The 22,056-nt window shown below is 47.2% G+C and carries 21 protein-coding genes; 5 read left to right on the forward strand and 16 right to left on the reverse strand.

Features of this window, described 5'->3' with window-relative positions; translation table 11 throughout:
- Nucleotides 1–19 precede the first annotated feature (19 nt).
- From MHI14_RS24830 to MHI14_RS24860, 7 genes are all read right to left on the reverse strand, one after another.
- Complete coding sequence (locus MHI14_RS24830; RefSeq protein WP_133386694.1) at nucleotides 20–1,771, reverse strand: hypothetical protein; 1,752 nt, start codon at nucleotides 1,769–1,771, stop codon at nucleotides 20–22.
- A 24-nt stretch (nucleotides 1,772–1,795) separates the two neighbouring features.
- Complete coding sequence (locus MHI14_RS24835; RefSeq protein ID WP_162842432.1) at nucleotides 1,796–1,939, reverse strand: hypothetical protein; 144 nt, start codon at nucleotides 1,937–1,939, stop codon at nucleotides 1,796–1,798.
- Between the two features lie 14 nt (nucleotides 1,940–1,953).
- Nucleotides 1,954–2,388 carry a phage tail assembly chaperone gene (locus MHI14_RS24840; protein WP_017690174.1) on the reverse strand — a complete coding sequence of 145 codons (435 nt, stop codon included), beginning with the start codon at nucleotides 2,386–2,388 and terminating at the stop codon, nucleotides 1,954–1,956.
- Nucleotides 2,389–2,561: 173 nt separating this feature from the next.
- Entirely contained in the window at nucleotides 2,562–2,969 is a 408-nt protein-coding gene (locus tag MHI14_RS24845; protein ID WP_105600731.1) for a phage tail tube protein, read from the reverse strand.
- Nucleotides 2,970–3,191: 222 nt separating this feature from the next.
- Nucleotides 3,192–4,655 carry a phage tail sheath subtilisin-like domain-containing protein gene (locus tag MHI14_RS24850; RefSeq protein WP_341131458.1) on the reverse strand — a complete coding sequence of 488 codons (1,464 nt, stop codon included), beginning with the start codon at nucleotides 4,653–4,655 and terminating at the stop codon, nucleotides 3,192–3,194.
- Nucleotides 4,655–4,855, reverse strand: a complete 201-nt coding sequence (locus tag MHI14_RS24855) for a hypothetical protein (RefSeq protein WP_017690177.1) — start codon at nucleotides 4,853–4,855, stop codon at nucleotides 4,655–4,657. Before MHI14_RS24855 ends, MHI14_RS24850 begins: the two co-directional genes overlap by 1 nt.
- A 391-nt stretch (nucleotides 4,856–5,246) precedes the next feature.
- Entirely contained in the window at nucleotides 5,247–6,170 is a 924-nt protein-coding gene (locus MHI14_RS24860) for a hypothetical protein (RefSeq protein WP_341131459.1), read from the reverse strand.
- A gap of 437 nt (nucleotides 6,171–6,607) precedes the next feature.
- Here MHI14_RS24860 and MHI14_RS24865 point away from each other — a divergent pair, with 437 nt between their 5' ends.
- Complete coding sequence (locus tag MHI14_RS24865; protein ID WP_341131460.1) at nucleotides 6,608–6,952, forward strand: YfjL-like protein; 345 nt, start codon at nucleotides 6,608–6,610, stop codon at nucleotides 6,950–6,952.
- Between the two features lie 4 nt (nucleotides 6,953–6,956).
- Here MHI14_RS24865 and MHI14_RS24870 read toward each other — a convergent pair whose 3' ends face one another.
- On the reverse strand, nucleotides 6,957–8,807 hold the full coding sequence (locus tag MHI14_RS24870) for a DUF4127 family protein (protein WP_341131461.1): 1,851 nt from the start codon (nucleotides 8,805–8,807) through the stop codon (nucleotides 6,957–6,959).
- 537 nt (nucleotides 8,808–9,344) lie between these two features.
- Here MHI14_RS24870 and MHI14_RS24875 point away from each other — a divergent pair.
- Nucleotides 9,345–9,827, forward strand: a complete 483-nt coding sequence (locus tag MHI14_RS24875) for a hypothetical protein (RefSeq protein ID WP_341131462.1) — start codon at nucleotides 9,345–9,347, stop codon at nucleotides 9,825–9,827.
- A 95-nt stretch (nucleotides 9,828–9,922) separates the two neighbouring features.
- Here MHI14_RS24875 and MHI14_RS24880 read toward each other — a convergent pair whose 3' ends face one another.
- From MHI14_RS24880 to MHI14_RS24910, 7 genes are all read right to left on the reverse strand, one after another.
- On the reverse strand, nucleotides 9,923–10,882 hold the full coding sequence (locus MHI14_RS24880; protein WP_347399599.1) for a hypothetical protein: 960 nt from the start codon (nucleotides 10,880–10,882) through the stop codon (nucleotides 9,923–9,925).
- Between the two features lie 179 nt (nucleotides 10,883–11,061).
- Nucleotides 11,062–11,733, reverse strand: coding sequence for a VOC family protein (locus MHI14_RS24885; protein ID WP_341131464.1), 672 nt, complete (start codon nucleotides 11,731–11,733; stop codon nucleotides 11,062–11,064).
- Entirely contained in the window at nucleotides 11,694–12,152 is a 459-nt protein-coding gene (locus MHI14_RS24890; protein ID WP_249911575.1) for a VOC family protein, read from the reverse strand. The genes MHI14_RS24885 and MHI14_RS24890 overlap by 40 nt, the downstream gene beginning before the upstream one ends.
- Nucleotides 12,153–12,198: 46 nt before the next feature.
- Nucleotides 12,199–12,774, reverse strand: coding sequence for an NADPH-dependent FMN reductase (locus MHI14_RS24895; RefSeq protein ID WP_341131465.1), 576 nt, complete (start codon nucleotides 12,772–12,774; stop codon nucleotides 12,199–12,201).
- A 188-nt stretch (nucleotides 12,775–12,962) separates the two neighbouring features.
- Nucleotides 12,963–13,697, reverse strand: a complete 735-nt coding sequence (locus MHI14_RS24900; RefSeq protein WP_133386684.1) for a response regulator — start codon at nucleotides 13,695–13,697, stop codon at nucleotides 12,963–12,965.
- 18 nt (nucleotides 13,698–13,715) lie between these two features.
- On the reverse strand, nucleotides 13,716–15,440 hold the full coding sequence (locus MHI14_RS24905; protein WP_341131466.1) for a GAF domain-containing sensor histidine kinase: 1,725 nt from the start codon (nucleotides 15,438–15,440) through the stop codon (nucleotides 13,716–13,718).
- Between the two features lie 42 nt (nucleotides 15,441–15,482).
- Nucleotides 15,483–15,965 (reverse strand): ArpU family phage packaging/lysis transcriptional regulator, encoded by a 483-nt coding sequence (locus tag MHI14_RS24910; protein ID WP_017690187.1) that lies wholly within the window; start codon nucleotides 15,963–15,965, stop codon nucleotides 15,483–15,485.
- Between the two features lie 692 nt (nucleotides 15,966–16,657).
- Here MHI14_RS24910 and MHI14_RS24915 point away from each other — a divergent pair.
- From MHI14_RS24915 to MHI14_RS24925, 3 genes are all read left to right on the forward strand, one after another.
- Nucleotides 16,658–17,101: a helix-turn-helix domain-containing protein gene (locus MHI14_RS24915; protein ID WP_082219000.1), complete on the forward strand. Its 444-nt coding sequence runs from the start codon at nucleotides 16,658–16,660 to the stop codon at nucleotides 17,099–17,101.
- A gap of 42 nt (nucleotides 17,102–17,143) precedes the next feature.
- Nucleotides 17,144–17,560 (forward strand): ImmA/IrrE family metallo-endopeptidase, encoded by a 417-nt coding sequence (locus MHI14_RS24920; protein WP_017690190.1) that lies wholly within the window; start codon nucleotides 17,144–17,146, stop codon nucleotides 17,558–17,560.
- A 172-nt stretch (nucleotides 17,561–17,732) separates the two neighbouring features.
- A complete protein-coding gene (locus MHI14_RS24925; RefSeq protein WP_341131467.1) occupies nucleotides 17,733–19,532 on the forward strand; it encodes a 5'-nucleotidase C-terminal domain-containing protein in 1,800 nt (599 codons plus the stop codon).
- 597 nt (nucleotides 19,533–20,129) lie between these two features.
- Here the strand turns inward: MHI14_RS24925 and MHI14_RS24930 are convergent.
- Entirely contained in the window at nucleotides 20,130–21,911 is a 1,782-nt protein-coding gene (locus MHI14_RS24930; RefSeq protein ID WP_341131468.1) for a proline--tRNA ligase, read from the reverse strand.
- Nucleotides 21,912–22,056 lie beyond the last annotated feature (145 nt).

Here is a 22,056-nt window from a genome sequence, read left to right on the forward strand (position 1 = left end):
TCTGTGGCCTCCTTTCTGCTTAGGCCATAATTGTTTTGCGGTTTTGCATCGCACGGCGGAACTCGTTAGAGATCCGTTGCCCCACCTGGTGAGAAACTGCGTCATAATCAATGGCGTTCTCACGCACCGTCACCTGTACTGTACCTGGCGCGATATTCACTGCAATCTGATTGGTAGTTTCGGTTTTGAAATCCTTCAAGTATCCGGACAGACTGCTCATCTGGTCTTCAGATATCTGTACCGTCATCGTGGACGATTTCCCATTCGTCTGCGCACCGTTACCAAGCGCCATCGCTTGGCTCTGCATCATGCTTGTTCCCATGAATCCAGCAGATGTAGGCTGACCGACTTTGCTGTTCATATAAGCCGTTGGGCCTGTCATGGTCAGTGCCGGTGGCATATAGGCAGGTGCCATCTGCGTGCCTGTTGCAACTGGAGAAGGTGCAGCCACCGTTGCTGCCGAGACCATCTTTTCTTCTTTTTTAGAACCAAATCCAAAGAAGCCGGATATGCCATCGGTGATTTTTTTTGTTTTCTCAGAGACATAATCGGCTGCACCCGACAAAGCATCCCCTACACCCTCGGTAGCACTAGACATAAAGTTTCCAATATCCTTCGCTTTGTCTCCAATCCAGCCGCCTGCTGCACTTCCGGCCCAACCACCTACTGCACCACCAACCCATGTTCCGATGCCAGGCAAAAGAACGCTACCGATGGCGCTACCAATCGCAGTACCTGCTGTGCCGCCAATCATGGAACCCACCGCTCGGCCGCGCTCTTCCGGGGGTGCTGTCGCTACATTCGCCACATCAGCAAGCATGCTGATGGGTCCAAGCAACCTTTTTGCCCCTTTGGCAAAGCCACTACTTAAATTATCAATCAATCCATTACCAGCCAGCATGTCGGTTAAAGATCCCAATCCACCATCCGCAAATCCTAATCTACCGCTTCCTCGTATTCTTCTACCGCCTCCCCTGTTACGGTTGCGATTGGCCGGAGGAGTTGGAGTATCAGGTACAGGATTGGGTACTGGTGATGGGCCCCGGTTCGAACGATTACTAGACCTTCTACCGCTACGGTAATTTCGTCTTCCACGATCTGATCCACCACCATCCGCATTCGGTGAACGAACCCTGCGGTTTTTGCCCATCTTTCCACCTGTGCAACAGCAGCATTTGGATGCTGGACTTCTGGTTGGATCTGGTGCAGGACTTTCTTCTTTTTTCTTTTTGAACAAATTTATAAATTTACCAACTTTATCAATGATGTTATCAATTGCATCGTTAATATTGTTAATGATTTCAGCTACACCAGAAACTTTTTCCCAAAAGCCTTTTGTTTCTTCTTCCTTCGTAGCATTAGTGATATTTTTATTGTTTTGAATCACGACAGCCATAGTCGGACCCGAAGCTCCTCCTTTACCCATCGCAACTTCGATCTTCTGCCGAACCTCAAGAGATACTGTTCCCGAAGCCGTAACCATCTGGTCCCTGAATCTATTCAGTTTAACCCATGCGCGATCCAGTGCCGGACTCAGCTTATCAATCAACCCAATCGTTGGTGTGATTCGCAGCCTGCTGATTCGCACAGCCATACTATAAATATGCTCTAACCTGCGTCCAGTCGTTCTCAGTTCATTATTCACCTTGATCAGACTCTGATAACGAACTCTACCCAGACGTTCCGTGGAACGCTGAATCTGATCCAGATAACGAAGGGTTGTCCGCATTTCCGCATTGGATTTGGATAAACCTACAATCATTTCTGCCATTTTTTCACCTCCTGCCCTATATTGTTATCGATTCATTTGCGAGGTTATTGCTGCCATCTCTTCTTCCGAGAACGCAATCAACAGCGAGCGCTCCCCGCGTGGCAAAGACCAGAACTCTCCGGGCCGGAGATGATGACGCACCCACATGTGATACAGGAACGTGGTCATCCCGCCGGAGTGAATCAGTTTTTTAGGTCTTCAATCTCCACACCAAAGCCGGACAGCTCCAGCACTTTATCACCTACGGCATCCAATTCACCAGCCAGCAACATACGACGTACTGCCTGTTCGCCACCGGACAACTTCATGCGGCCGGTAATGCGTGTGTCACCCCAGCCGGACAATTCAAGGCTGCGGACTTTCAATTTCACCGTTGCTTCGGAAATGAGCAGCGCGTTAAATGTTTCGGTATCCACCTTTTCCTCGGTGCGGCCTTTGGTCGTTTTTCGAATCGTACAGCGTTCGCGAATGTGATCCACTTTGGAAGACGTCAGTCCACGCAAGGTCAACAGCAGATCCAGACGCTGAATGCGCACATTCTCCTCTGGCAAACGTTCTGCAGCTTCAAACAACTGATCCAAAATCTGTTCTTCGGACATATTTTCATTCATACTCATTGGGCGTTATCTCCTTCTTGTTCACTAATGGGTTCATCTATGCCAAATTCCAAGCCTGTAGAGACAACAAAGAGACCGAGATCATCTCGGCCTGCATTGGTGTTCATACTATATGAAGTAACTATGCAATCACGCTTGAGCAAACTAGTCCAATCATGTGCCTATTTCAAAGCTTAGTTCGCCACAATCGGATTCAGCAACTCAAATCCTTCAAATGTAAAGCCCGTTTCCTCCGGTACTTCCTCACCCGCTGTCCAGTTGGCAAGCTGGATTTTGTCCACCATGCAACCTTTCAGCAGAACACTCTCGTGTCCATACGATTCAGGATCGTTCAGTTTCGAAATGATCTCGAATTTGGTGAAGCCGCGCAGGATCATATCGGAAGTGACTTTGTAGCCCGTCATCGTGCCTGTTCCTTTTTTCGCGCCATTTTTGTGTACTTTCCAGTCGTTACCAACCAGATTCAGCTCACGCTTTTCAATCTCCACACTCGCTTCCAACTTGTTAATGTTTGTCTGCCACACACCATCGATATGCAACTGACCATGGGTACCGAGAATTACTCTTGACGCATCCAACATATATTTTCCTCCTTGGGTTCGTTGAACTAATAAATATTACACGGTATAACTCCGCAGTCAGAACAATCTTCCGATCGCTGTTATCCCCAGATTTTTTTGATTCCTTTTCAAAAAGGGAAAATCCGGTGATAAAGGCGAGCGCTTCGCTTCTTCAGATTTTTTCTGCCCTCTCCGTTATCGTGTAAACCATCAGTTCAACATATAGTAATTATTCTAGAAACCTTATTGCACGTAAAATGTACCAAACAACTGCTCCATTACATCCGTCAGCTTCACATTCCATTGCAGGAATACCTGATCTGCTTCCGGTTTGAGAACTGGTGCCGAACCGTAATACGCCGGGTCAAGAATGACATCATAACCGTCAGCTTCAATAACATTACTCTGTGCGAGCAGCGCCAAATAGGCCTTCATGGCACTAATCAGTGCCTGACGACCCTCTTCGGTATTGTTCACTTTACCGATATACGTATCTTCCGCGGAACGTTGCAGATCCGTGTTAATCGCGTCCAGTACACGAATGGAACGGATTTTTTTCCACGCATTATTCTGTCCAGCGGCCGGAGTTACCAGTGTATTTACACCGCGAAGTGCTTTCACCTGACGACCATCATGGAAGAAAATAAATACGCCATTCTGTACCGCCTGCTCCTGCTCTGCACGCGTCCAGCGACGTGTCACATCATCGAACGGAGTAGCTGCATAGGTTGTGGATTGGTTCAGACGTTGTCCGGCGATCAATCCTGCAACATAGGCGGACGTTTCTGCCGAGCTGTAGAATGCATCTCCAAGGCGTACGCCTGTACCGACATTAATCACACCTTCATGGTTGAGCGCAAGCGAACGTGCTGCCGCTTTTTGTGCTGCTGTAGCAGAGGTATCGTCCGCTGCGGAACCGCCAAATACAGCCACCACCGGTTTACCTTCACTACGCACACGTTTCACCCATGCCGCAAAACTCGCAAGCAGAGGTGCATCTGCCGCCTGATCCAAAGCCAAGACGTCGAATTGCTCCCCTTCCAGCGCACCCTGTACTGCAATGTACTCCGCATTGGTCAGGTCATCGTTGCCACTTACGCCGCCTTTGAATGCCGCACCCGCAACGGTAGCAACCACGCCAGTACCATCGCCAATCGCCTGAGCCGTTACCCAGACATTTTGTTCATCCGCGTTAATCTCTTTTGCCAGAGAAGCTGCTGTAATATCCGCTGTCAGGAGCGCATACAACATCCGGTTGCCTTCGAAGAGACGCACTTCATGTTTCGTATTATCAATCACACCTGGCTGGATGGTGACGTAGAATCCATTTGCACGATCTCCCGGATACTTCGAATCCAGTTGCAGCACATTGGCATCACTGCTGTCCTTCAAAGTAAGCGTGGCTGCTTTGGCCGCAGCACTTGCTACCCGATAAGCGAGCAGCTTCTTCGGTCCACCCAACAGGGCAAGCTTCAAGGACGTATAAGCCGTACCGTTGTCCAGCACATTCGCCGCATAAATACGTTCAATCGCTGCTTCGCTCCCTACCTCAACAAAAGTTCCTACCGGTCCCCAGTTGGCCTTAATTGGCACAACGACCGTTCCCCGCGTACCTGCTTGAATGGCCGAAGATGCTGCCGCCTGAAAATTCATATATAATCCCGGAAGGACCGGACGATTCGTTTGCTCCCAAGTTCCACCTGCCATTATCCCTTCACCTTCGCTTTCATAAATTGGTTAATTCGTTCTTGCGTTTCTTCAATGGAAAACGTCTCTTGCGCCGCTTCGTACAGCGCACCGTACAGCACCTCTGCCTTAACGGCAAAGAGGGCTTCTGCATGATTCATCAGTTCTGCCCGTGTATACCGCGGGGCTGTCTGTTTGCTTTTTTTCACTGAGCTTGCCATTGCCATCTCACCTCATTTGTTGGACTTCTAATTCGTGAATCGATGATCTTTAAGCTTGATCTATTAATTTTTGATCCTATGAATATGAAGCTATAATATTGAAGCTACATCTATCATTTCAAAGCTATAATCTGGAACCACTCTTAAAAGTGCATGTTCAAAAAGATCCGTTTTCAGTACCGAGAAGATGGGATGAAGTTAGAAATGGAGTAGCAGAGCGTAGGGAAAACTACGTGAGCAACTACATGTTTCCGAAGGAAACAATCATCGTAAGCATATGCTTTTTCGGCTGAATTCCATATTCGATGCTGATGATGCCGTTAGGCATCCTTTGTAATCAAAAGCGGGCTTTTTGAACAACCTCTAATAGAAGGTTCCTCTCGACTAACGTTTACTCCATACCTTTACTATGGTGAATCTCACGAATCAAAGGTACATTCGTACCCGGACGACGAATCCGCTGTTGCAACGTCAGGCGAATCTGTCCGTTCAGATACGCATCGGTTTGCAGATCTGCCGTTACCTCATCCACCGTCACATACCGTGTATTATTTTTGTGCTCTTCCCCACCCGTTTCAGTTACGGCAAGACGAGCTTGGACCGCAAGTTGCTCTACCAACCGGGTAACAGTCTGGCGTGTTAGCACCGAATGATCGGTGAGCACATGTCCAATCCACTGTTGTCGAACCTCCAATGCTGAGGTGCCCGCCACAGACGTGCTGCATCCGGCCATTCGCCATAACACAGACGGCATCTCATATCCTCCGGGCCAGGCATCCCCATATACCGACCAGTTCGAGCCAAGCTCTTGCTTTGTCCAGTCTTGAAGCGCAGCTAACCACGCGTCGCCTGTTTCAGCGAGGACAGCTCCCAAGCCTTCGGGAACATACACCCCGAACCGCAGACTGCGTGTAAACTTTCCAGACCCGGCATCCACCCGATCACTATCTGAAGAACCCAGATAGATGCAAGTGAAGGCCTCATCTGCTTCATCCATCAGTCTTACCTGGTGCAACCCATCAATTAGAAGGGCTGACCAAGCTTCCACTTGTTCAGCGCCGCCATCTTCCGGACGAGCGTATGGTGAGATTTTGATGATCCGTCGATACCCCGCCCAAGCTGACTTCGGCACCTCTTCGGCAAACGCAACCACGGCACAAGGCCCGGCCAACACCTCGCCTGACGCAGGTGCATCCAGCACACGACCGTCCCACTCTGGTACAAGTACCGCGAGCTTCTGTTTCAGCGTTTTTTTAATGAGCGTACTCATTTTACTGATACTCACGGCAGTGCTAATTTCATTTCTCATAGACACATTCATTTCGCCCCCTTTGGCTGCAAGTTTGAGATCTGCCCACACCGTGCAGCGACAATGCAGCAGCTGCAGTAGACTCCCCCTTTTAACTCAGAGTCTGTGTTCCGACCGAACCAGTACCGGGACTACATTCACCGCATCAAAAAGACCGGCCACCTGGCCGGTCTGTACATTAGCGTATGTGCTTTCGGTGCGTCCCTTGTTATTGATCCGATAATACAATCTTACACCCTTTTATTCCTAGCGCGGATGGTGTTCCGTACGACTTCGGTGCGATTAAGGGAGTCGTTCGGGTGGAAAAAAGACGATTCTGCAATCATCATTTAAAAAAATAACTAACCGAGCGTTAAGTTCAATAAATTGATAAATTTATCCAAATATATTAATATTTTATTATCAAATTCATTGTCGCTTACGTAAAAGAAGGAGAAATACCTATGAGTAAAACATTCAAGATCACTTCACTTGTCATCTTAGCATTTATACTCGGAATATCCTGCTGGGCTTACTTCGGACTGCTTGGTAATCCGCTCAAGAAAAATGATGCTGAACAACAGGTAACCACTTACCTGATTGAACAGAAAGGTTATTCACCCGAACAGCTTATCGAAGTACAAGGTACTTACTCCTCAAAAAGTTCTGAAGCACCTTACGGTGCCTCAGTAACATTCGCGGATGAACTCGAAGCGAATTATCAATATATCATTTTTAACAATGGAGAGATTAAGCAGTACAGTCATACCAGTGATTATCCTAAACATGAGGAGCCCATGGTGAGATAACCGTTTAGTTCAGCGTAACTTGCGGATTCAACGTAATCTCAAATGCACGGCCCCAGATGAAATCAGGATTCGCATATTCCAGCAGCGCACTAGCATACGTCGCATAGGACAATTCGTCATTACAGATCTGTTTAATCGCCGCATTGCCTGTCTGGAAGGCTGTTTTATTCGCAAGTGCCGTGGTATAAGTCTGCATCAAATCACGGAGCAATGTTTGCAAATGGGCATAGTCTTCCTCTGAGTTGAACAGCAACATATTTTGATCCGAAAGGGTAGCCACGTTGGTATACAGCGCATGGGCTCGGGAATACGTACGGATGTCCGCAATCGCTACCGCTTTGTAATAATAATCCTTCAGGAAACGCTTAAACAACAGCGAGCCATGCGCATTCATTGCATCTCGCAACTTATGCTCAAGCTTCTCTGTTGTAATTAACGCGTACCTCGACTGTCCCATGCCTACGGCAATACCGATCTTGTTGCCCGGTGTATTCCAAGCACTGTATCCCAGAACCCGCCCGGTATACGGACTGTTTAGCAACGCTTCAGCAACATCAACATTGGCTGGTCCTTTACCCACAAAATCAATCAATACCGAAGGCAGACCTTGCTCACTATTTAGCGTCAATTGCTCCAACGCAGCTTGCACCTGATCCAGAGCGGTAATGGCAATAATCTCGATGTCGATGCCCGTGTTCTCTCCGGAATTACCCGGGTGACCCTTCGTCATACGATCCAGTTCGGAGGTCATGTCAAACGGGACAACTTGATCGGCTGCTACAGCCACTAGCTGTTCATTTTCCAAGCCAGCACCCACATCCGTCACCACCTCAGGTTCAGGATATGCCGAATCCGCTACAAGCACACCACCTACAATATCCACATGACGAACCACATTCTCGTGTACATCCATGTATTCATACGTGTTAATGATGGTATTGCCGTGAGGACCAAAATATTTCACTGCGTAACGTGTCCTCGCCCCACCTCGGAACAACTGGTTAGCCATGCGAGCGACCAAAGCGTGCCCCAGACCATCTGCATCCGGCAGGATGATCGCACGATCCGGATTTTGTCCATTGGTTCCACCCAGCCATTCATTGATCCGCGCTTCTACATAGTTGATTTCATTGATCTGAACACCCTGCGTGTTGGCATCGTCGACGCCAACCGCGAGGAAATCGATATAACCTGTGCGAGCCAGCTGATCCAGAATGTACAGATTTGTTTTGAATTTATGTTGTCTTGTGTTGTAATACTGTTCTTTATCAAAATAGGTCGTTGTCCCATATTCCGCCCCATCGGGGGACAGGTTATATCCTTGAATAATATCCTCAAACTCAGTGTATGTCTGACGAGGCTGCTGCATCAACGCACGGGACTCATTATATGCATCGAGCGCCAAGCCATCTGCAAACGAGGTTGTAGCCAAACGCATGATGGTGTCCATTACAAATACGGGTTTGCGTGGATATTTCTGCTTGATCACGCGGATCACATCCAGCAAACGCGTGGTTTCTTCATCGTATTCCGGATAGACGTCTCCACCATCTCCGCGGAGCTGACGACTGCCAATCAGACCGCCATAGGCGAGCATATCGGATGAGATAATGAATCCGTCGACCTTGGCAGCATGTTTCAGAATAAAGTCGTGAATCTTGGACGGTTTGCCATAAACCGGCGTGGAGGTGCCGAGCAGCGTTGTGCCATCTACGGTTTTCTCCGAGTCCAGACGATTCTTAATATCACTCAGGTTCGGTGTAACGATATGGATACCGGCTGCTTTCCCTTGCACAATCACATCATCCAGATTCGCTGGACGATCATCCAGTGGAACATACAATACTGTTTTCATATCACGTAGCCTCCTGTTATCTATATAAGTTGAACTACAGAATATTTACACTTGCCACTTCGATGACAGAACAACCTTCCGATCGCTGTTATCCCCGGATTTTCTTGATCCACTTATATAAAGGTAGAAATCCGTGGATAAAGGCGCACGCTCCACTTCTTCAGGTTATTTCTGTCCTCTTCGTTCTCGTGTAAATCGTTAGTTCAACTTATATATCTAGTCTTTAATACCCGATCAGGGCAAGGATGCAATCACCGAATTAAAAAACCGGCCCCATGGCCGGTCTGTACTTTAGCGTATGAGCTGTCAGTGTGTCTTCCTTGCTGCTGATCCGATAATACCATTTTACCGCCTTTCCCCACTTGCGCTGATGGTAATCGGGATGAATTACGCATGAATGTGGTCGTCTTTATGGCGGTTAAATGCCGATTTCTCGCGTGAAACTCCTATCGATAACCCAACCAAACCCATCCTGATGATGTTTATATGACATAAGTAGCTTTCAAATCCTACGAACAATAAAGGATGGATATGACCATGAAGAAAAGGTATTTCTTCTATCTTTGGATTGCTGTCACCAGTTATATGGCGGGCCCCGCTATGTATGCGTTGGGAATGTACATCTTATATCAGGAAACAGATGTTATAACAACATCTCTCATTGGATGGACTGGGGCAACATTCTTATCCGTTGGTATCCTGTTTATCCTGATCACAGTCATCATGCTACGAGTGTTCAACATCTATTATTTCTGGCTGCAAACCCTGCTCTTCGAGTTGTTTTTCCTTGTCCTCGTCTATATGACCACTGTTCTTCTTGGGGCTGGCAACAGGGGACTGCCCAAGCTGTCCTTTCTATTTACACCCGAAGGCATCTCCTTATGGATGTTCTGGGGGAGTATTGCACTTATGAGTTCCTGGGGAATATGGGCAGCGCGTCAGCCCGTACGAAAATCACCATACATGCTGGTGTCCAGAGTCATGCTGATCCTTTTTATCCTTGAAATTTGGCCCCGTTAAAAAGGTGCAGGCTGCCCACAATTCGGTAAACCCAGAATAATGCCTACAAGGGGTGTCCTTCATGACGGACACCCCTTTTGAAATGAATGTTTATCTCACGCGATGATATAACGAAAATTCTCCCATGTTTCCGGTACGGGCTCCCCGTTCTTGGCATGATGATAGAAGCTGAACGGGAATTTGAATATATGACCTCCGTTCCAGTCACGGGAACGTCTGTCGGTGAGCCAATATTCCAGCTCATGAGGGAGCGCCACTGATCGTTCCGCTCGTTCCAGTGGCAGCAGGTCTACGGGTGATTGCAATGTCGGCATCGCCTGTTCAATATCCACATCTCGGCTTAAGCGTAGTGCCTTCACCATGGTAAGGAAAGGCGGAATGCCTTTGTGGAATAATGCCGGATAACCCAATTCATATAATATATTAAGCGCATGTCCGTAGGTGAGCATATGACCAATCAGGTCATGATGCGCTTCCGCGTGATATATGGTCTGGAACGCACCAAGCTCATCCAGAATCAGGCGTGACAACTGAACTGGATCTTCAATCTCGGGGAAACCATCGCTTTTTTCTGGCTTCAGACTGCGAATTTCTTTCAGCGTTGTGTTCATCCAGGATCTTCCCGGGATAGTTTGATTGAATGAATCAATCAGTTCAACCAGCCGACCAATATCCTCCGCAGTGCCCCATCCATCCAGTTCGCGAATAGCTTTCAGACTGATTGCCCCGTAGATGGCCTGGTGTCCAACCCAGTGCAGCTCTCCAATCGTTCGATCCAATGCGTCCGTAATACGCGCTTCGGCATCTTCCCTAGGCATCATCTCACCAATCGGAGAGGTCTGACCAGGGCTGATTCCATGCTGGCGAAGCATGGCTTTTGCTTCGGCGGTAACACTGCCGGCGGCAAGGGCAGTGAGACGATTTTCCCGTACCCAAAAATATGCCGCAATTGCACCCGCCCCATAATGGGCGTGCCACAGATCTCCTGTACGTTCCCGACTGGAAACGATAATCGATAGTCCCTCTTCCAACAAACGTCGATCCAAGCTTGCCACCACCCTTCATCATATGTAAGTCCATCAGAGAAACTATATAAGTTGAACTAAGATCTGTCCTCTCCGTTATCGTGTAAATTTAGTTCAACTTATATATCCTAATTAATAAATAAAGCGTTTACTTCTATAACATGATGGAAATGCTCCACATATGCCCGTTTTGCCCCGGAATGCAAAGTTTAGCCAATTCGAAGCTTGCCCACGCCATGAATGGATACTTCCAGCGGATAGATCTCTGCTTTTTGCGTAGAGAAAAACCACGTCCGATCCTTCTTCACCACAATAAATAAACCATGTACATCTCCTACAGGAGCAAAGGTATCATTAACCTCACCCCAGCGCGTGAGTCCAATCTGCTGAAGCTCATTCACCGTAGACAGAACATCCTCCGTCACCAGTCCAACTTCACACACCTGTAATATATCTTGAGTCGAGAAGTCATGGTCACTCTCGTTCTGAATACGATGATGAGCAATCAGCTCGATAATATTGCCTGCCGGATCTTCAAAATAGAGAGAATGAGAGTCCCAATTATCAGAGTATGTCTCATCCCGATGTTCTTCCCTACTTAAAACAACACAAGATGCAGCCCACTGCTTTGCTTCCTTGAACCGATTCGTTGGAATCAACCAGGCCACATGATAAAAGGGCTCATGATCTGTTTCACACGGTTTGAAAATCATCTTTGTCCTTCCAACCTGCAGGTTGAAGGCCTGATCTGTCGCATTGGACACTTTCATTCCCAACGTATCGCGATAAAAATGCTTGAGGTCCTCCAGCCGTGTTGTATATAACTGTAATTCTTCGATCATCATACGGTCTTCTCCTGCATCTCCTCCCACTGACTCCACGGCACCATGCCTAGCTCAGGCTTCGCTTCATCCGGGAGCATGGCGATGAATTCAAGCGAATGACCATCCGGATCGGTAAAATACACAGATACCGCAGGCATCCAGCCGAAGACGTACAGTTCACCGATATCATCATCCAGGAAGTTGCTTGTCTTGATTCCTTTGTTCTCCAAGTGAGCCACTGCATGTTTCATATCCTCCAGAGATACATGAAAAGCAAAGTGCTGACGTTTCACCTCGGAAGGTTCCTTTTGCCACAATCCAAGCATGGCATTGCCTTTTCCACCAATCCAGTAGAAGGAGTTTCCACGTTCTTTCTGCCCGTAGGCATGAGGTAAACCCAGGACCGTTTCATAGAAATGATGGGATCTCTCCAGATCCGTCACGTTTAGATGTGTTTCAAATATGCCTGTAATCATAATGCTCAACCTCTTTTCCTTTTCCCAATTTCATCTTCGTTTGTCCTCAACTCATGATTGAATTTCGCGCATTCGTTAACGTCAAGGCCAGACTTAAAAACGATCCAATAACCCGCTGCACCCGTTCCTCTATATCCTGACTGCCTTCGTACTCTTCGTATCCGTCAAATGTTGCTTCGAATCGTCTACGCTGCGCACCACCAATGGAAATCCACTCTTGGGCATTGATACCATGCAGATTCCGGACAATCGCTTGCAGTTGTAAAAGGGAACTTACCCCCACCGCTCCGCCAGAGGAGCTGATGGACAGGACAGGCTTGCCGCTAAAATGAGCCTGGCTCAGGTGATCCAGTGCATTTTTGAGCACACCGCTAATACTGCCGTGATACTCTGGTGTAGACAGGATGATGGCATCTGCCGCGAGCATACGCGTGTTCAGGTCTGCCAGATGTTCGTGATCCGCCTGCTTTTCATCTGGTGCGTAGAATGGGAGCGGTGTTTGATACAGATCAAACAGGCTGGCTTGATGTCCCTGACCCCGAATAATCTCCACCGCATACTCTCCCAGACGTGTACTGGTTGCATTGTTCCGATTGCTGCCTGCCAAAATAACAATATTCATTCATGTCACTCTCCTTGGTTTTTTAATAATTTTAACTCTCATGTTTCAACCGATCTGTTATTTCTACTCTTATCTTACCTTTCTTTTGCATCCAAATCGTCAGCAGATAGACTTAACTTGAAATACCAAAAAACTCAACCTTTAGGTTGAGTTTATACGACTTAAGTATGAACACATGTCGGAATTGGTCAGACGACCCAGCCATTTCTTACAGCATGAAGAGCCGCTTGTGTCCGATCCGCCAGTCCGAGTTTGTCCAGCAGATGACTGACATGTGTTTTGACCGTTTTTTCGGTGATGACCAATTGAACTGCAATTTCCTTGTTGCTCAATCCTTGAGCAATCAGCCCCAATACCTCTTGTTCACGGCGAGTAAGCATATCCGGACCACCAAAGGATGTTTCATTTGATTTTCCAACCTGCTTCAGCTCTTGAATTTGACTGTCTGCTGACTGATCTGTCGGTATATGCTGTGGTTGCTGTTCATTTATAGACCAATCGGATGAAGCCATCACATGCATCAATTGACCTGCTGCGGCGGGATGCAATTCTACCTGACCTGCATGCACATTGCGAATGGCCACAGCCAGATCCTCCGGTTCAATATCCTTGAGTAGATATCCTTTCACCCCTGCGCGCACAGCAGGAACGACATGATCCTGATCCGAAAACGATGTGAGCACAATAATTCGCGTTCCTGGCATTAATGCACGCAGCCGTCTGGCTGTTTCGATTCCGTCCATGACCGGCATATGCAGATCCATTAATACCACGTCAGGTTTTAACAATTCCGCCTGCGCCAGAGCTTCCTGCCCGTTCGATGCTTCACCAACAACTTCCATGTCTTGCTGTGTGGTCAAAAAAACGTGCAACCCTCGTCTCACCATCGCATGATCATCTGCGAGCAATATCGTAATCGGCATCTCTTCTTCCCCCTGACTTTATACAGATTCGAACGGAAGTGGAATGACTGCCGTTACTGTTGTTCCCTTGCGAGGAGAACTCACTATTTCTAAGCTGCCCCCGAGCGATTGGGCCCGTTCCTTCATAATGGACAGGCCAAGCGAGCTTCCAGACGACACTTTTGGCCTGTTCGCACCACCTTTTCCCTGATCTGTGACGGTGAACACCACTTCATGATCACTTAACTTGAGGGTGACCTCAGCAGAAGAAACATCAGCGTGTTTCCGTACATTATTCAGCGCTTCCTGTCCGATTCGCCACAATGCTTCTTCTATATTACGCGGTAAAGACCGCGTTCCCGTGCGATTCATCACCACTTGAAGCCCCTGGCTGGTGCCGTATTCCTGTAGCGCATGGAGCAGCCCTGCTTCCAGTCCCGCGGGACGGAGCTGCATAATCAATGCGCGCATTTCCTTGAGAGCCTCCTGAGACAAAGCCCGAATATCCTTCATCGCTTCCGCTGCCGGGTGCAGCTGCTCGGAGCCGGATAACATACTTTCCGCGCCTTTAGCCGTTAACGACAGTGAAAATAAAATCTGATTAACCGAATCATGCAGATCGCGAGCCAACCGGTTCCTCTCTTCGAGTCGTGCCAGTTCGCGGCGATTCTCCGCCAGCTTCAGACTCTCCCATGAGGCAGCAATATGTTCAGCCACTGCCTCCAGCACTTCACGGTCCGCCTGCGCAGGACCTGATGTTCCTATTCCGATCACCAGAATCCCCGTTTCCCCTGGCGTATGGTATGGAAGGGGAGCAGCAATTCCCGAGGCAATGGAATTCATAGTCTCGTCAGGCTTGCACAAGGTAAATATCTCAGCGATCTCTGTCCCAGACAAAGATGTTACACGATGACTATTGATTATATGGTTAATGTGGCTCGTCACTTCTGAAGATAACGGAGTACTTGATAACGTTCGAACCTTATCATCTGCATAGGCTGCCTGCAAAACGAACATTCCGTTTTTCTGCTGAATAATTGTAGCAAAAGGCCAATCATAATGCTGCCCAAGCAGCTGTACAACTTTTAAAGAAAAAGTATCAGAATTGCTGCATTCGTTCACTGCAAGACCCAAGGCCGTGCTGAACTCCCCCAGCTTGGCATACAGATCAGCCCGTCGCTGCTCCGCACGATACAATCTCATCCGTTCTATCGCACTACCAATCTGGTATGCCACGCCCTGTAACAGTGCCAGTTCACTGTCGCTGAAATGTTCCTTGGCTGGCGCAGCCACGTTGAGCAGGCCGAGCATCTTCTCACCTGATCTTAACGGGACGGTTGCATGGTGGGTAATATCATGGGTATCTCCCCATTGGAATTCAACGGCATCCTCCAGCCGTTTACAGTTAATGATGTTGACCGCATGATTGAGTTGACCATCCTTAAAGCGGTTCACACACCAGCAGGTACCCGTTCGCATGGGCTCTTTATCTTTACGCAGTAATGCCGGGGGCAGATTGTAATCCGAAACACAGGTATAGTCTCCACGTTCATTAATCAGAAACATCCAGCCTGCCGTTAATCCGGTCAACTCCAGTAATTTGCCGACCACGGTATCCAGCATTAAGTTCAGATCATTGGACGTATTGAGCGTTTCCGCGATTGTCTTCAACGTGATCATTTCCTGCATTCCGACTTCTTCCGACATCGCAGACTTCTCTCCTTTGGCTGTGCCAACTGTGGTTTGTTCAACTATTGTAACCAATCCACCCTGGATATTAAAGGATCAACTTCTTCAATCGCTCACTCAGCCCAGCTTCTGTCGCTCTTTGCGGGACACAGACAAAGGCTCCATATTAATCAGACCTCGATCTGACAGAGCCAGCGCCATTTTGTAGAAAGCACGTGTACGAATCTTCGTATACGTATCCTTGCTGACAGGCGGATCAAACACATGGTTATACACTTTATAGTCAAACACATCATCGTCTTTCAGATATCGTTCACAGACGAGTACACGTTCCTTTTCACTCAGCCGGGATACAACAAAATCAATCGTATCGCAGTATGCCTGACGTGCGCGCTGCACGTCCACATTGTAGATCGCCGTTCTCGCCGTGGAATCACCCGTCACATTGGTTGCACCGTGGAAACGCTCGGCATAACTTGCCGTCACCATAACCTCTCGTTCTTCAAATGCTATGGTTTTATAGATTCGGTATTTTTCCAGTGCAGCTTCAACAGCTGTTTGCGTTTTGCGTCGGTCCAATTCAGGCAGCATCAATTCCATATTTATCTTCCTCCTTTAGTATTCTTCATATCACTCACTCTATCGTTCACGTCATGTTGTTTTGCAATCGTTCTTTGCACGATGGCAAAACGCTCTTATTCATAGAGTTGTCCAGTTTTCCAAAAAAGTAACGACATTTTTTTAATTTCCCCCTGTTGCCTTTTGGAATCACTCCAAACTGCTATAATCCGGGGAATTCAACTTTTTAAAGAGTCACTTCTAAAATCCAACCTGTGTCATTGTTACATTTTGTTCGTATAGTGTTCGTATTTCTATTTGAGGATACCACTTTCTGGAGATCGGAGTAAACCTTCATTTTGGTTCGTTTTGACGATAAAATAAAACCTTCGCTCTCATTTCCTATGCCTTTTGGCATAATTGTTTCATATCTCTTTACCTAATGGTATATATACGTTATAGTACTGTTTAATTAATGAACTTCCGTATAAGTCATTTGATTTTTATAAGTTAAGATGTGGATTAGATATGCACGTTAACGGAGAGGACAGAAAGAACCTGAAGAAGCGAAGCGTTCGCCTTTATCACCGAAATTCCACCTATGAAGATATACATTCAGGAAATTCGGGGATAACAGCGATCGGAAGGTTGTTCTGTCATCGGAGTGATCTGTGCAGCACGAGCTCTCTTAATTTATAACTCAAGCACTTGTACGAATCGAAGGAGTTGGCATAATTGTGGAGCACGCTTTTGGTCCTTATATGAAACAACTGCGCGAGCAACAGGGATACAGCATCAATCAGCTCGCCGAAGCAGCCGGAATAAGCAACTCACAGATTTCACGTATTGAGAATGGGGTCCGGGGTGTGCCGAAACCAGCGACCATCCGCAAGATTTCAGATGCACTCTCGGTGCCCTATACAGAGATGATGAAACAGGCAGGTTATATTGAACCAGGGAGTGCTGCTGAACTTCAGGACGTACCGGAGTGGGCTACATACAAAGACCGTCGTGATTTCAAAAAGATGCTGGAAGATGATGATGATCTGATGTTTGACGGCATTCCACTCGATGAAGAGGACAAGAAACGAATCAAGGATGTGCTGACAGGTCTGTTCTGGGAAGCCAAACAGATGAACAAACGCAAAAAGACAGACGAATCGGACAATCGCCCATGAGGCAAGACCCACTGAATTTAATGAGGCAGCAGGTGAGATCATATGGATGACATCGTAACAAAGCTGATTCGAAAACACCGGACCAACTGCCCTTTCAGCATTGCCCGCGCGGTTGGAATACAGATTCGTTTCACCAATTTGGGGAAGTCCACCAAGGGACTCTACTTTCGCAAGCTCCGGCGCAGGTTTATCGTCATACACAATGATTTGCCGCCGGAATGGCAACGGTTCGTGTGCGCCCATGAGCTTGGACACGACCGGCTTCATAAAGGGATTAATCGATTCTTTCTGGAGGAACATTCCTATTTTGCTCCAGGCAAGCTGGAAAGACAGGCCAATCGTTTCGCCATTCAATTGCTAACCTCAGGAGTGATGCCTGAACCGGATGAATCTTTGGAGAAATTTTGTTTACGTACCGGACTGCCGCGTGAAGCGCAGCATTTTTTTTACACACTTTAAGAACATACGTTCTTTCCGAAGATTATATTTTCCAACAGCAGATTTACATGTCACTTTCAGGTTACGTATTTTTACGTAATTCGCGAGATTTCCTAATAATAGTCTGTTAAAATACTACGTGAGCTATGTAAACGCTCAAGTAGATTATTATTTGGGGAGGTTTCGGATTCATATGAAAATCTGGAAGAATTACGTTTCACTTCTGCTAACGGTCTGTTTGCTGTTTGGCAGTGTAGGTATTGCCGCAGCTGCAACGGATACCACTCCGGGCACAGGTAAACACATTACCATTCTACATACGAATGATACGCATGCCCGTGCAGTTGAATCTTCACCTGCTATGGGTTTTGCCAAAGTAGCTGGAATCGCTGACAAATATCGTAGCGAAAACCCTAACACACTCTTGCTCGATGCTGGAGATGCTGTGCATGGTACAACATTTGCCACTCTTGTGAATGGTGAGAGCATCGTGAAAGTCATGAATGAAATGGGATACCAAGCCATCGTACCGGGTAACCACGAATTCAACTACGGTTCGGATCGTCTGATCGAACTGGCAGACATGATGAACTTCCCCATGCTGAGTGCCAATGTGAAGAAAAAAGACGGAACACGTCTCTTCGATCCTTACCTCATTAAAGAGGTGGATGGCGTGAAAATTGGTATCATCGCTTTGACTACACCGGAAACGTTGTACAAAACGAACCCAAAAAACGTAGAAGGTCTTGATATTACAGATCCATCTGCGGAAGCCAAAGTTCTGGTGAACGAAATCCGCAGCAAAGTAGATGTTGTTGTGGTATTGGGACACCTTGGTCAAGATGCGTCCAGCACGGATACTAGCTTTAAAGTTGTTAAAGAAGTTCCTGGCATCGATGTATTCATCGATGGTCACAGCCACACTGTACTGCAAGATGGCCTTGTATCCGATAATGGAACATTGATTGCAAGTGCAGGAGAATACACTAACTACGTAGGTGTCATCGATCTGTGGGTAGACGGTGGTAAAGTAACGAAAAAACAAGCAACATTAATTGATGAAACTGAAGCAAAAGACATCAAACCGAATGAGAAAGTCGCGACTCTCGTGAACTCCATTCAAAAAGAACAAGAACCTATTTTGAAAGAAGAAGTAGCCAATACAGCTATTCTGCTGGATGGTAAACGTGAACAGGTACGTGCAGGAGAAACTAACCTGGGTGACCTGCTTGCAGATGCCATTCGTGATGTCAGCAAAGCCGATATCGCATTGACTAACGGTGGTGGTATCCGTGCTTCCATCGAAAAAGGGATCGTAACCAAAGGTGATATCATCACAGTGCTTCCTTTTGGTAATCAAGTGGTAACCCTTGAAGTGAAAGGGTCCGATATTCTGGCAGCCCTTGAAGTCGGTGTAGCTTCCTACCCTGAACCAAGCGGTGGATTCCCGCAAGTATCTGGTATCAAGTTCAAAATTGACACTTCCGCTGCAGAAGGTAGCCGTGTACATTCCGTAACCGTGGGTGATAAAGCCCTTGATCCGGAAGCAACGTATACACTGGCAACCAATGATTTCACAGCTGTTGGTGGTGACGAATACACCATGTTTGCCAAATATCCAACTACGGGTATGTATGGCGCGCTGGACGAAGCATTGATCAATTACATGCAGAAGCTTGGCGCTGTAGACATCAAAACAGATGGTCGGATCAGTGAAGCGAAAAAACCTGCAGTAGAGCCGGAAACTCCGGTAACAGAAACACCAGCTCCAACCAAGCCAAAACCAGAAACACCAAAACCGGAAAAACCGTCTAAACCAACACCAAGTAAACCAGCTCCAGCCAAACTGCATGTTGTGAAATCCGGAGATTCCCTGTATTCTATCTCCAAACAATACGGTACAACTTGGCAGGCATTGCAAAAGCTGAACAATATCAAAAATCCACACTGGATTTATCCAGGTCAACAATTGAAATTGCCTGCAGCTTCTTAAGCTCAGCAAAGCAAAGTGCATATAGGAATGACCGCTTATAGTGCATCAGCATACGGATCTATCTTGTCACAACAAAAAGGGTGTCCCTCAGGCCAGATTACTGGTTAAGGGGACACCCTTTGTATCTCCGTTCTTAAACATCAATCCACATCAGATACTTGAACATTTCCTGTGGACATATCCTGCTAATCCTGACAATCATCTGAGGCAAAAATAAATCCCAGCCAGGCCTTTACGGACCTACTTTATCATGTGCCTTCGACACCGAACTATATAAAAACTCACCGGAATTACCGTGTTCATGCGGTTATTGTACATTTAATTTCGACATCTCTATCTTCTCAACATTGCATACTTGCACATAAATCCGCCTGCGTATGATCATCTTCAATTCCTTAATCATAAAATCATTTGTATACTAAATACATATGTCCAAATATAGTTATTTCGTATGATATCACTCATAAAATCCTGCCAAATTGCATGCCTATAGCCCTCTTTTTCATGCTCTCATTGGAATTTCAGCAATCAAAATCATCTACCGCATCATATTCGGTACTATTATATAAACTCATATAATTAGAAAATCCCCTGAATTTAGGAAGTGAGTTGTTCCTTCACATAAAGCACAGCCTCCTGTGCCGTCAACCCGATTCGTTTCGATTCACCTGATGCTGCAAGTGCGTGTGATCCCAGTTCGACCTGTCCTTCTGCTGCTCCTCGGCCAATAACGATCTGCACAGGCAATCCGATCAGCTCTGCATCCTTGAATTTCACACCCGGACGTTCATCCCGGTCATCAACCAATACGGTGAAACCGCCATCGATCAATTGTTTTTCCAGCTCGAGGGTGAGCTGACGCTGCTGCTCATCCTTCCAGCTTACTGTAATCAGATGCACATCATAAGGCGCAACAGCGGCAGGCCATCTTATGCCATCATCTCCTGCATACTGCTCAGCTATTGCGGCCATCAGGCGGGATACGCCAATGCCGTAACATCCCATGACTGGCGCACACTGCCGACCATTACGATCCAGGAATGAAGCGCCCATGGCATCACTATATTTTGTTCCCAATTTGAAAATGTGTCCAACCTCAATACCTTTGGTAAACACAAGCGGTGATCCACATGTTGGACAAGCATCCCCTTCAGCGGCAAAGCGAATTCGTTCTACTCGCTCCAATGCAAAATCAATGCCTGGGCGTACGCCGGAAACATGCACATCCACTTCATTGGCTCCTGTAATTGCACTCTTCATCACTGCCACGTCAGCGTCCACTACCATCGGCAGATTTAGTCCAATCGGACCCAGGAATCCTACCTTCAGATTTGGATGTGCCGCAATGGCTGCATCGTCTGCAAGGATGAGTTCCTCTGCCCCCAACACCTGCTTTAATGCGATGTCATTCAATTCATGATCTCCACGCACAAGCGCAGCGACGAGCTGACCATCCGCCACATAAAGCAGCGTTTTGATCATATGTTCAGCCCCTTCGCCCACAAAGGAACTTAACTCTGCGATCGTACGAACGCCAGGTGTGGAGATGCGTACTACATTTTCCGCTCCTGAATGTTCATCCGTTTGAATTGAGTCTGAACTCGCAAAGTCGGCTGGAACTTCCAAGCTTCCTTCTTTTTTCTCAATATATCCAGAAGTCTGATAACCCGCTTTCTCCAGATTTGCAGCATATCCACAATGTTTGCAGGTTACAATTGTGTCCTCACCCACATCAGCAAGAGCCATGAACTCGTGTGTTTCCCCTTGACCGCCAATCGTTCCAGCGTCCGCTTCAACACGGATATAGTCCAGACCACAACGCTCCAGAATGCGACTATACGCTGTGTTCATCGCCTGATAAGTACGATCAAGCTCTTCCCAGTCCGAAGCAAAAGAGTACGCATCCTTCATGATGAACTCACGTCCACGCAGCAATCCAAATCGAGGACGGCGTTCATCCCGGAACTTGGTTCCGATCTGGTACAGGGTGAATGGCAGCTTACGATACGAACTCACCTCGTCCCGCGCTAAAGCGGTTACGACTTCCTCATGTGTTGGTCCAAGAGCAAATTCCCGTGCATGACGATCCTTCAGACGCATCAATTCGGGACCATACTGTGTGTATCTTCCGGATTCTTCCCACAACTCCGCAGGCTGCATAATCGGCAGCAACACTTCCTGACATCCCGCACGATCCATCTCTTCACGAACGATCCGTTCAACATTTAACAATATACGCCGTCCAAGGGGCAGGTAACTGTAAATTCCCGCAGCCAGTTGGCGAATCATACCGGAACGCAGTAACCAGCGATGTCCCGCCGCATCTGCCTCCGCTGGCGCTTCACGTAAGGTTGGGACAAGCATTTCACTTTGACGCATCATAACACACTCCTAATCTTCCTTTTTGTTATCAAATACGGCGCATAAACAGCAAAAAGACACATCCGTCAAGGGACGAATGTGTCGTGGTACCACCCTTATTTAACTGCAAATTAATCCGTTCGCAACCTATGCGATCTGTAAC

This window comes from Paenibacillus sp. FSL K6-2393, assembly GCF_038002545.1.
Taxonomy (GTDB): Bacteria; Bacillota; Bacilli; order Paenibacillales; family Paenibacillaceae; genus Paenibacillus.

What these genes read in the sequence shown, in the direction of transcription:
- MHI14_RS24840 (WP_017690174.1), bottom strand. Translation starts at nt 2,388, where the DNA reads ATGAGTATGAATGAAAATATGTCCGAAGAACAGATTTTGGATCAGTTG.
- MHI14_RS24910 (WP_017690187.1), bottom strand. Translation starts at nt 15,965, where the DNA reads ATGGAATTGATGCTGCCTGAATTGGACCGACGCAAAACGCAAACAGCT.
- MHI14_RS24850 (WP_341131458.1), bottom strand. Translation starts at nt 4,655, where the DNA reads ATGGCAGGTGGAACTTGGGAGCAAACGAATCGTCCGGTCCTTCCGGGA.
- MHI14_RS24875 (WP_341131462.1), top strand. Translation starts at nt 9,345, where the DNA reads ATGAAGAAAAGGTATTTCTTCTATCTTTGGATTGCTGTCACCAGTTAT.
- MHI14_RS24870 (WP_341131461.1), bottom strand. Translation starts at nt 8,807, where the DNA reads ATGAAAACAGTATTGTATGTTCCACTGGATGATCGTCCAGCGAATCTG.
- MHI14_RS24835 (WP_162842432.1), bottom strand. Translation starts at nt 1,939, where the DNA reads ATGACCACGTTCCTGTATCACATGTGGGTGCGTCATCATCTCCGGCCC.
- MHI14_RS24925 (WP_341131467.1), top strand. Translation starts at nt 17,733, where the DNA reads ATGAAAATCTGGAAGAATTACGTTTCACTTCTGCTAACGGTCTGTTTG.
- MHI14_RS24890 (WP_249911575.1), bottom strand. Translation starts at nt 12,152, where the DNA reads ATGATTACAGGCATATTTGAAACACATCTAAACGTGACGGATCTGGAG.
- MHI14_RS24845 (WP_105600731.1), bottom strand. Translation starts at nt 2,969, where the DNA reads ATGTTGGATGCGTCAAGAGTAATTCTCGGTACCCATGGTCAGTTGCAT.
- MHI14_RS24855 (WP_017690177.1), bottom strand. Translation starts at nt 4,855, where the DNA reads ATGGCAAGCTCAGTGAAAAAAAGCAAACAGACAGCCCCGCGGTATACA.
- MHI14_RS24920 (WP_017690190.1), top strand. Translation starts at nt 17,144, where the DNA reads ATGGATGACATCGTAACAAAGCTGATTCGAAAACACCGGACCAACTGC.
- MHI14_RS24930 (WP_341131468.1), bottom strand. Translation starts at nt 21,911, where the DNA reads ATGCGTCAAAGTGAAATGCTTGTCCCAACCTTACGTGAAGCGCCAGCG.
- MHI14_RS24895 (WP_341131465.1), bottom strand. Translation starts at nt 12,774, where the DNA reads ATGAATATTGTTATTTTGGCAGGCAGCAATCGGAACAATGCAACCAGT.
- MHI14_RS24900 (WP_133386684.1), bottom strand. Translation starts at nt 13,697, where the DNA reads ATGCCGATTACGATATTGCTCGCAGATGATCATGCGATGGTGAGACGA.
- MHI14_RS24830 (WP_133386694.1), bottom strand. Translation starts at nt 1,771, where the DNA reads ATGGCAGAAATGATTGTAGGTTTATCCAAATCCAATGCGGAAATGCGG.
- MHI14_RS24865 (WP_341131460.1), top strand. Translation starts at nt 6,608, where the DNA reads ATGAGTAAAACATTCAAGATCACTTCACTTGTCATCTTAGCATTTATA.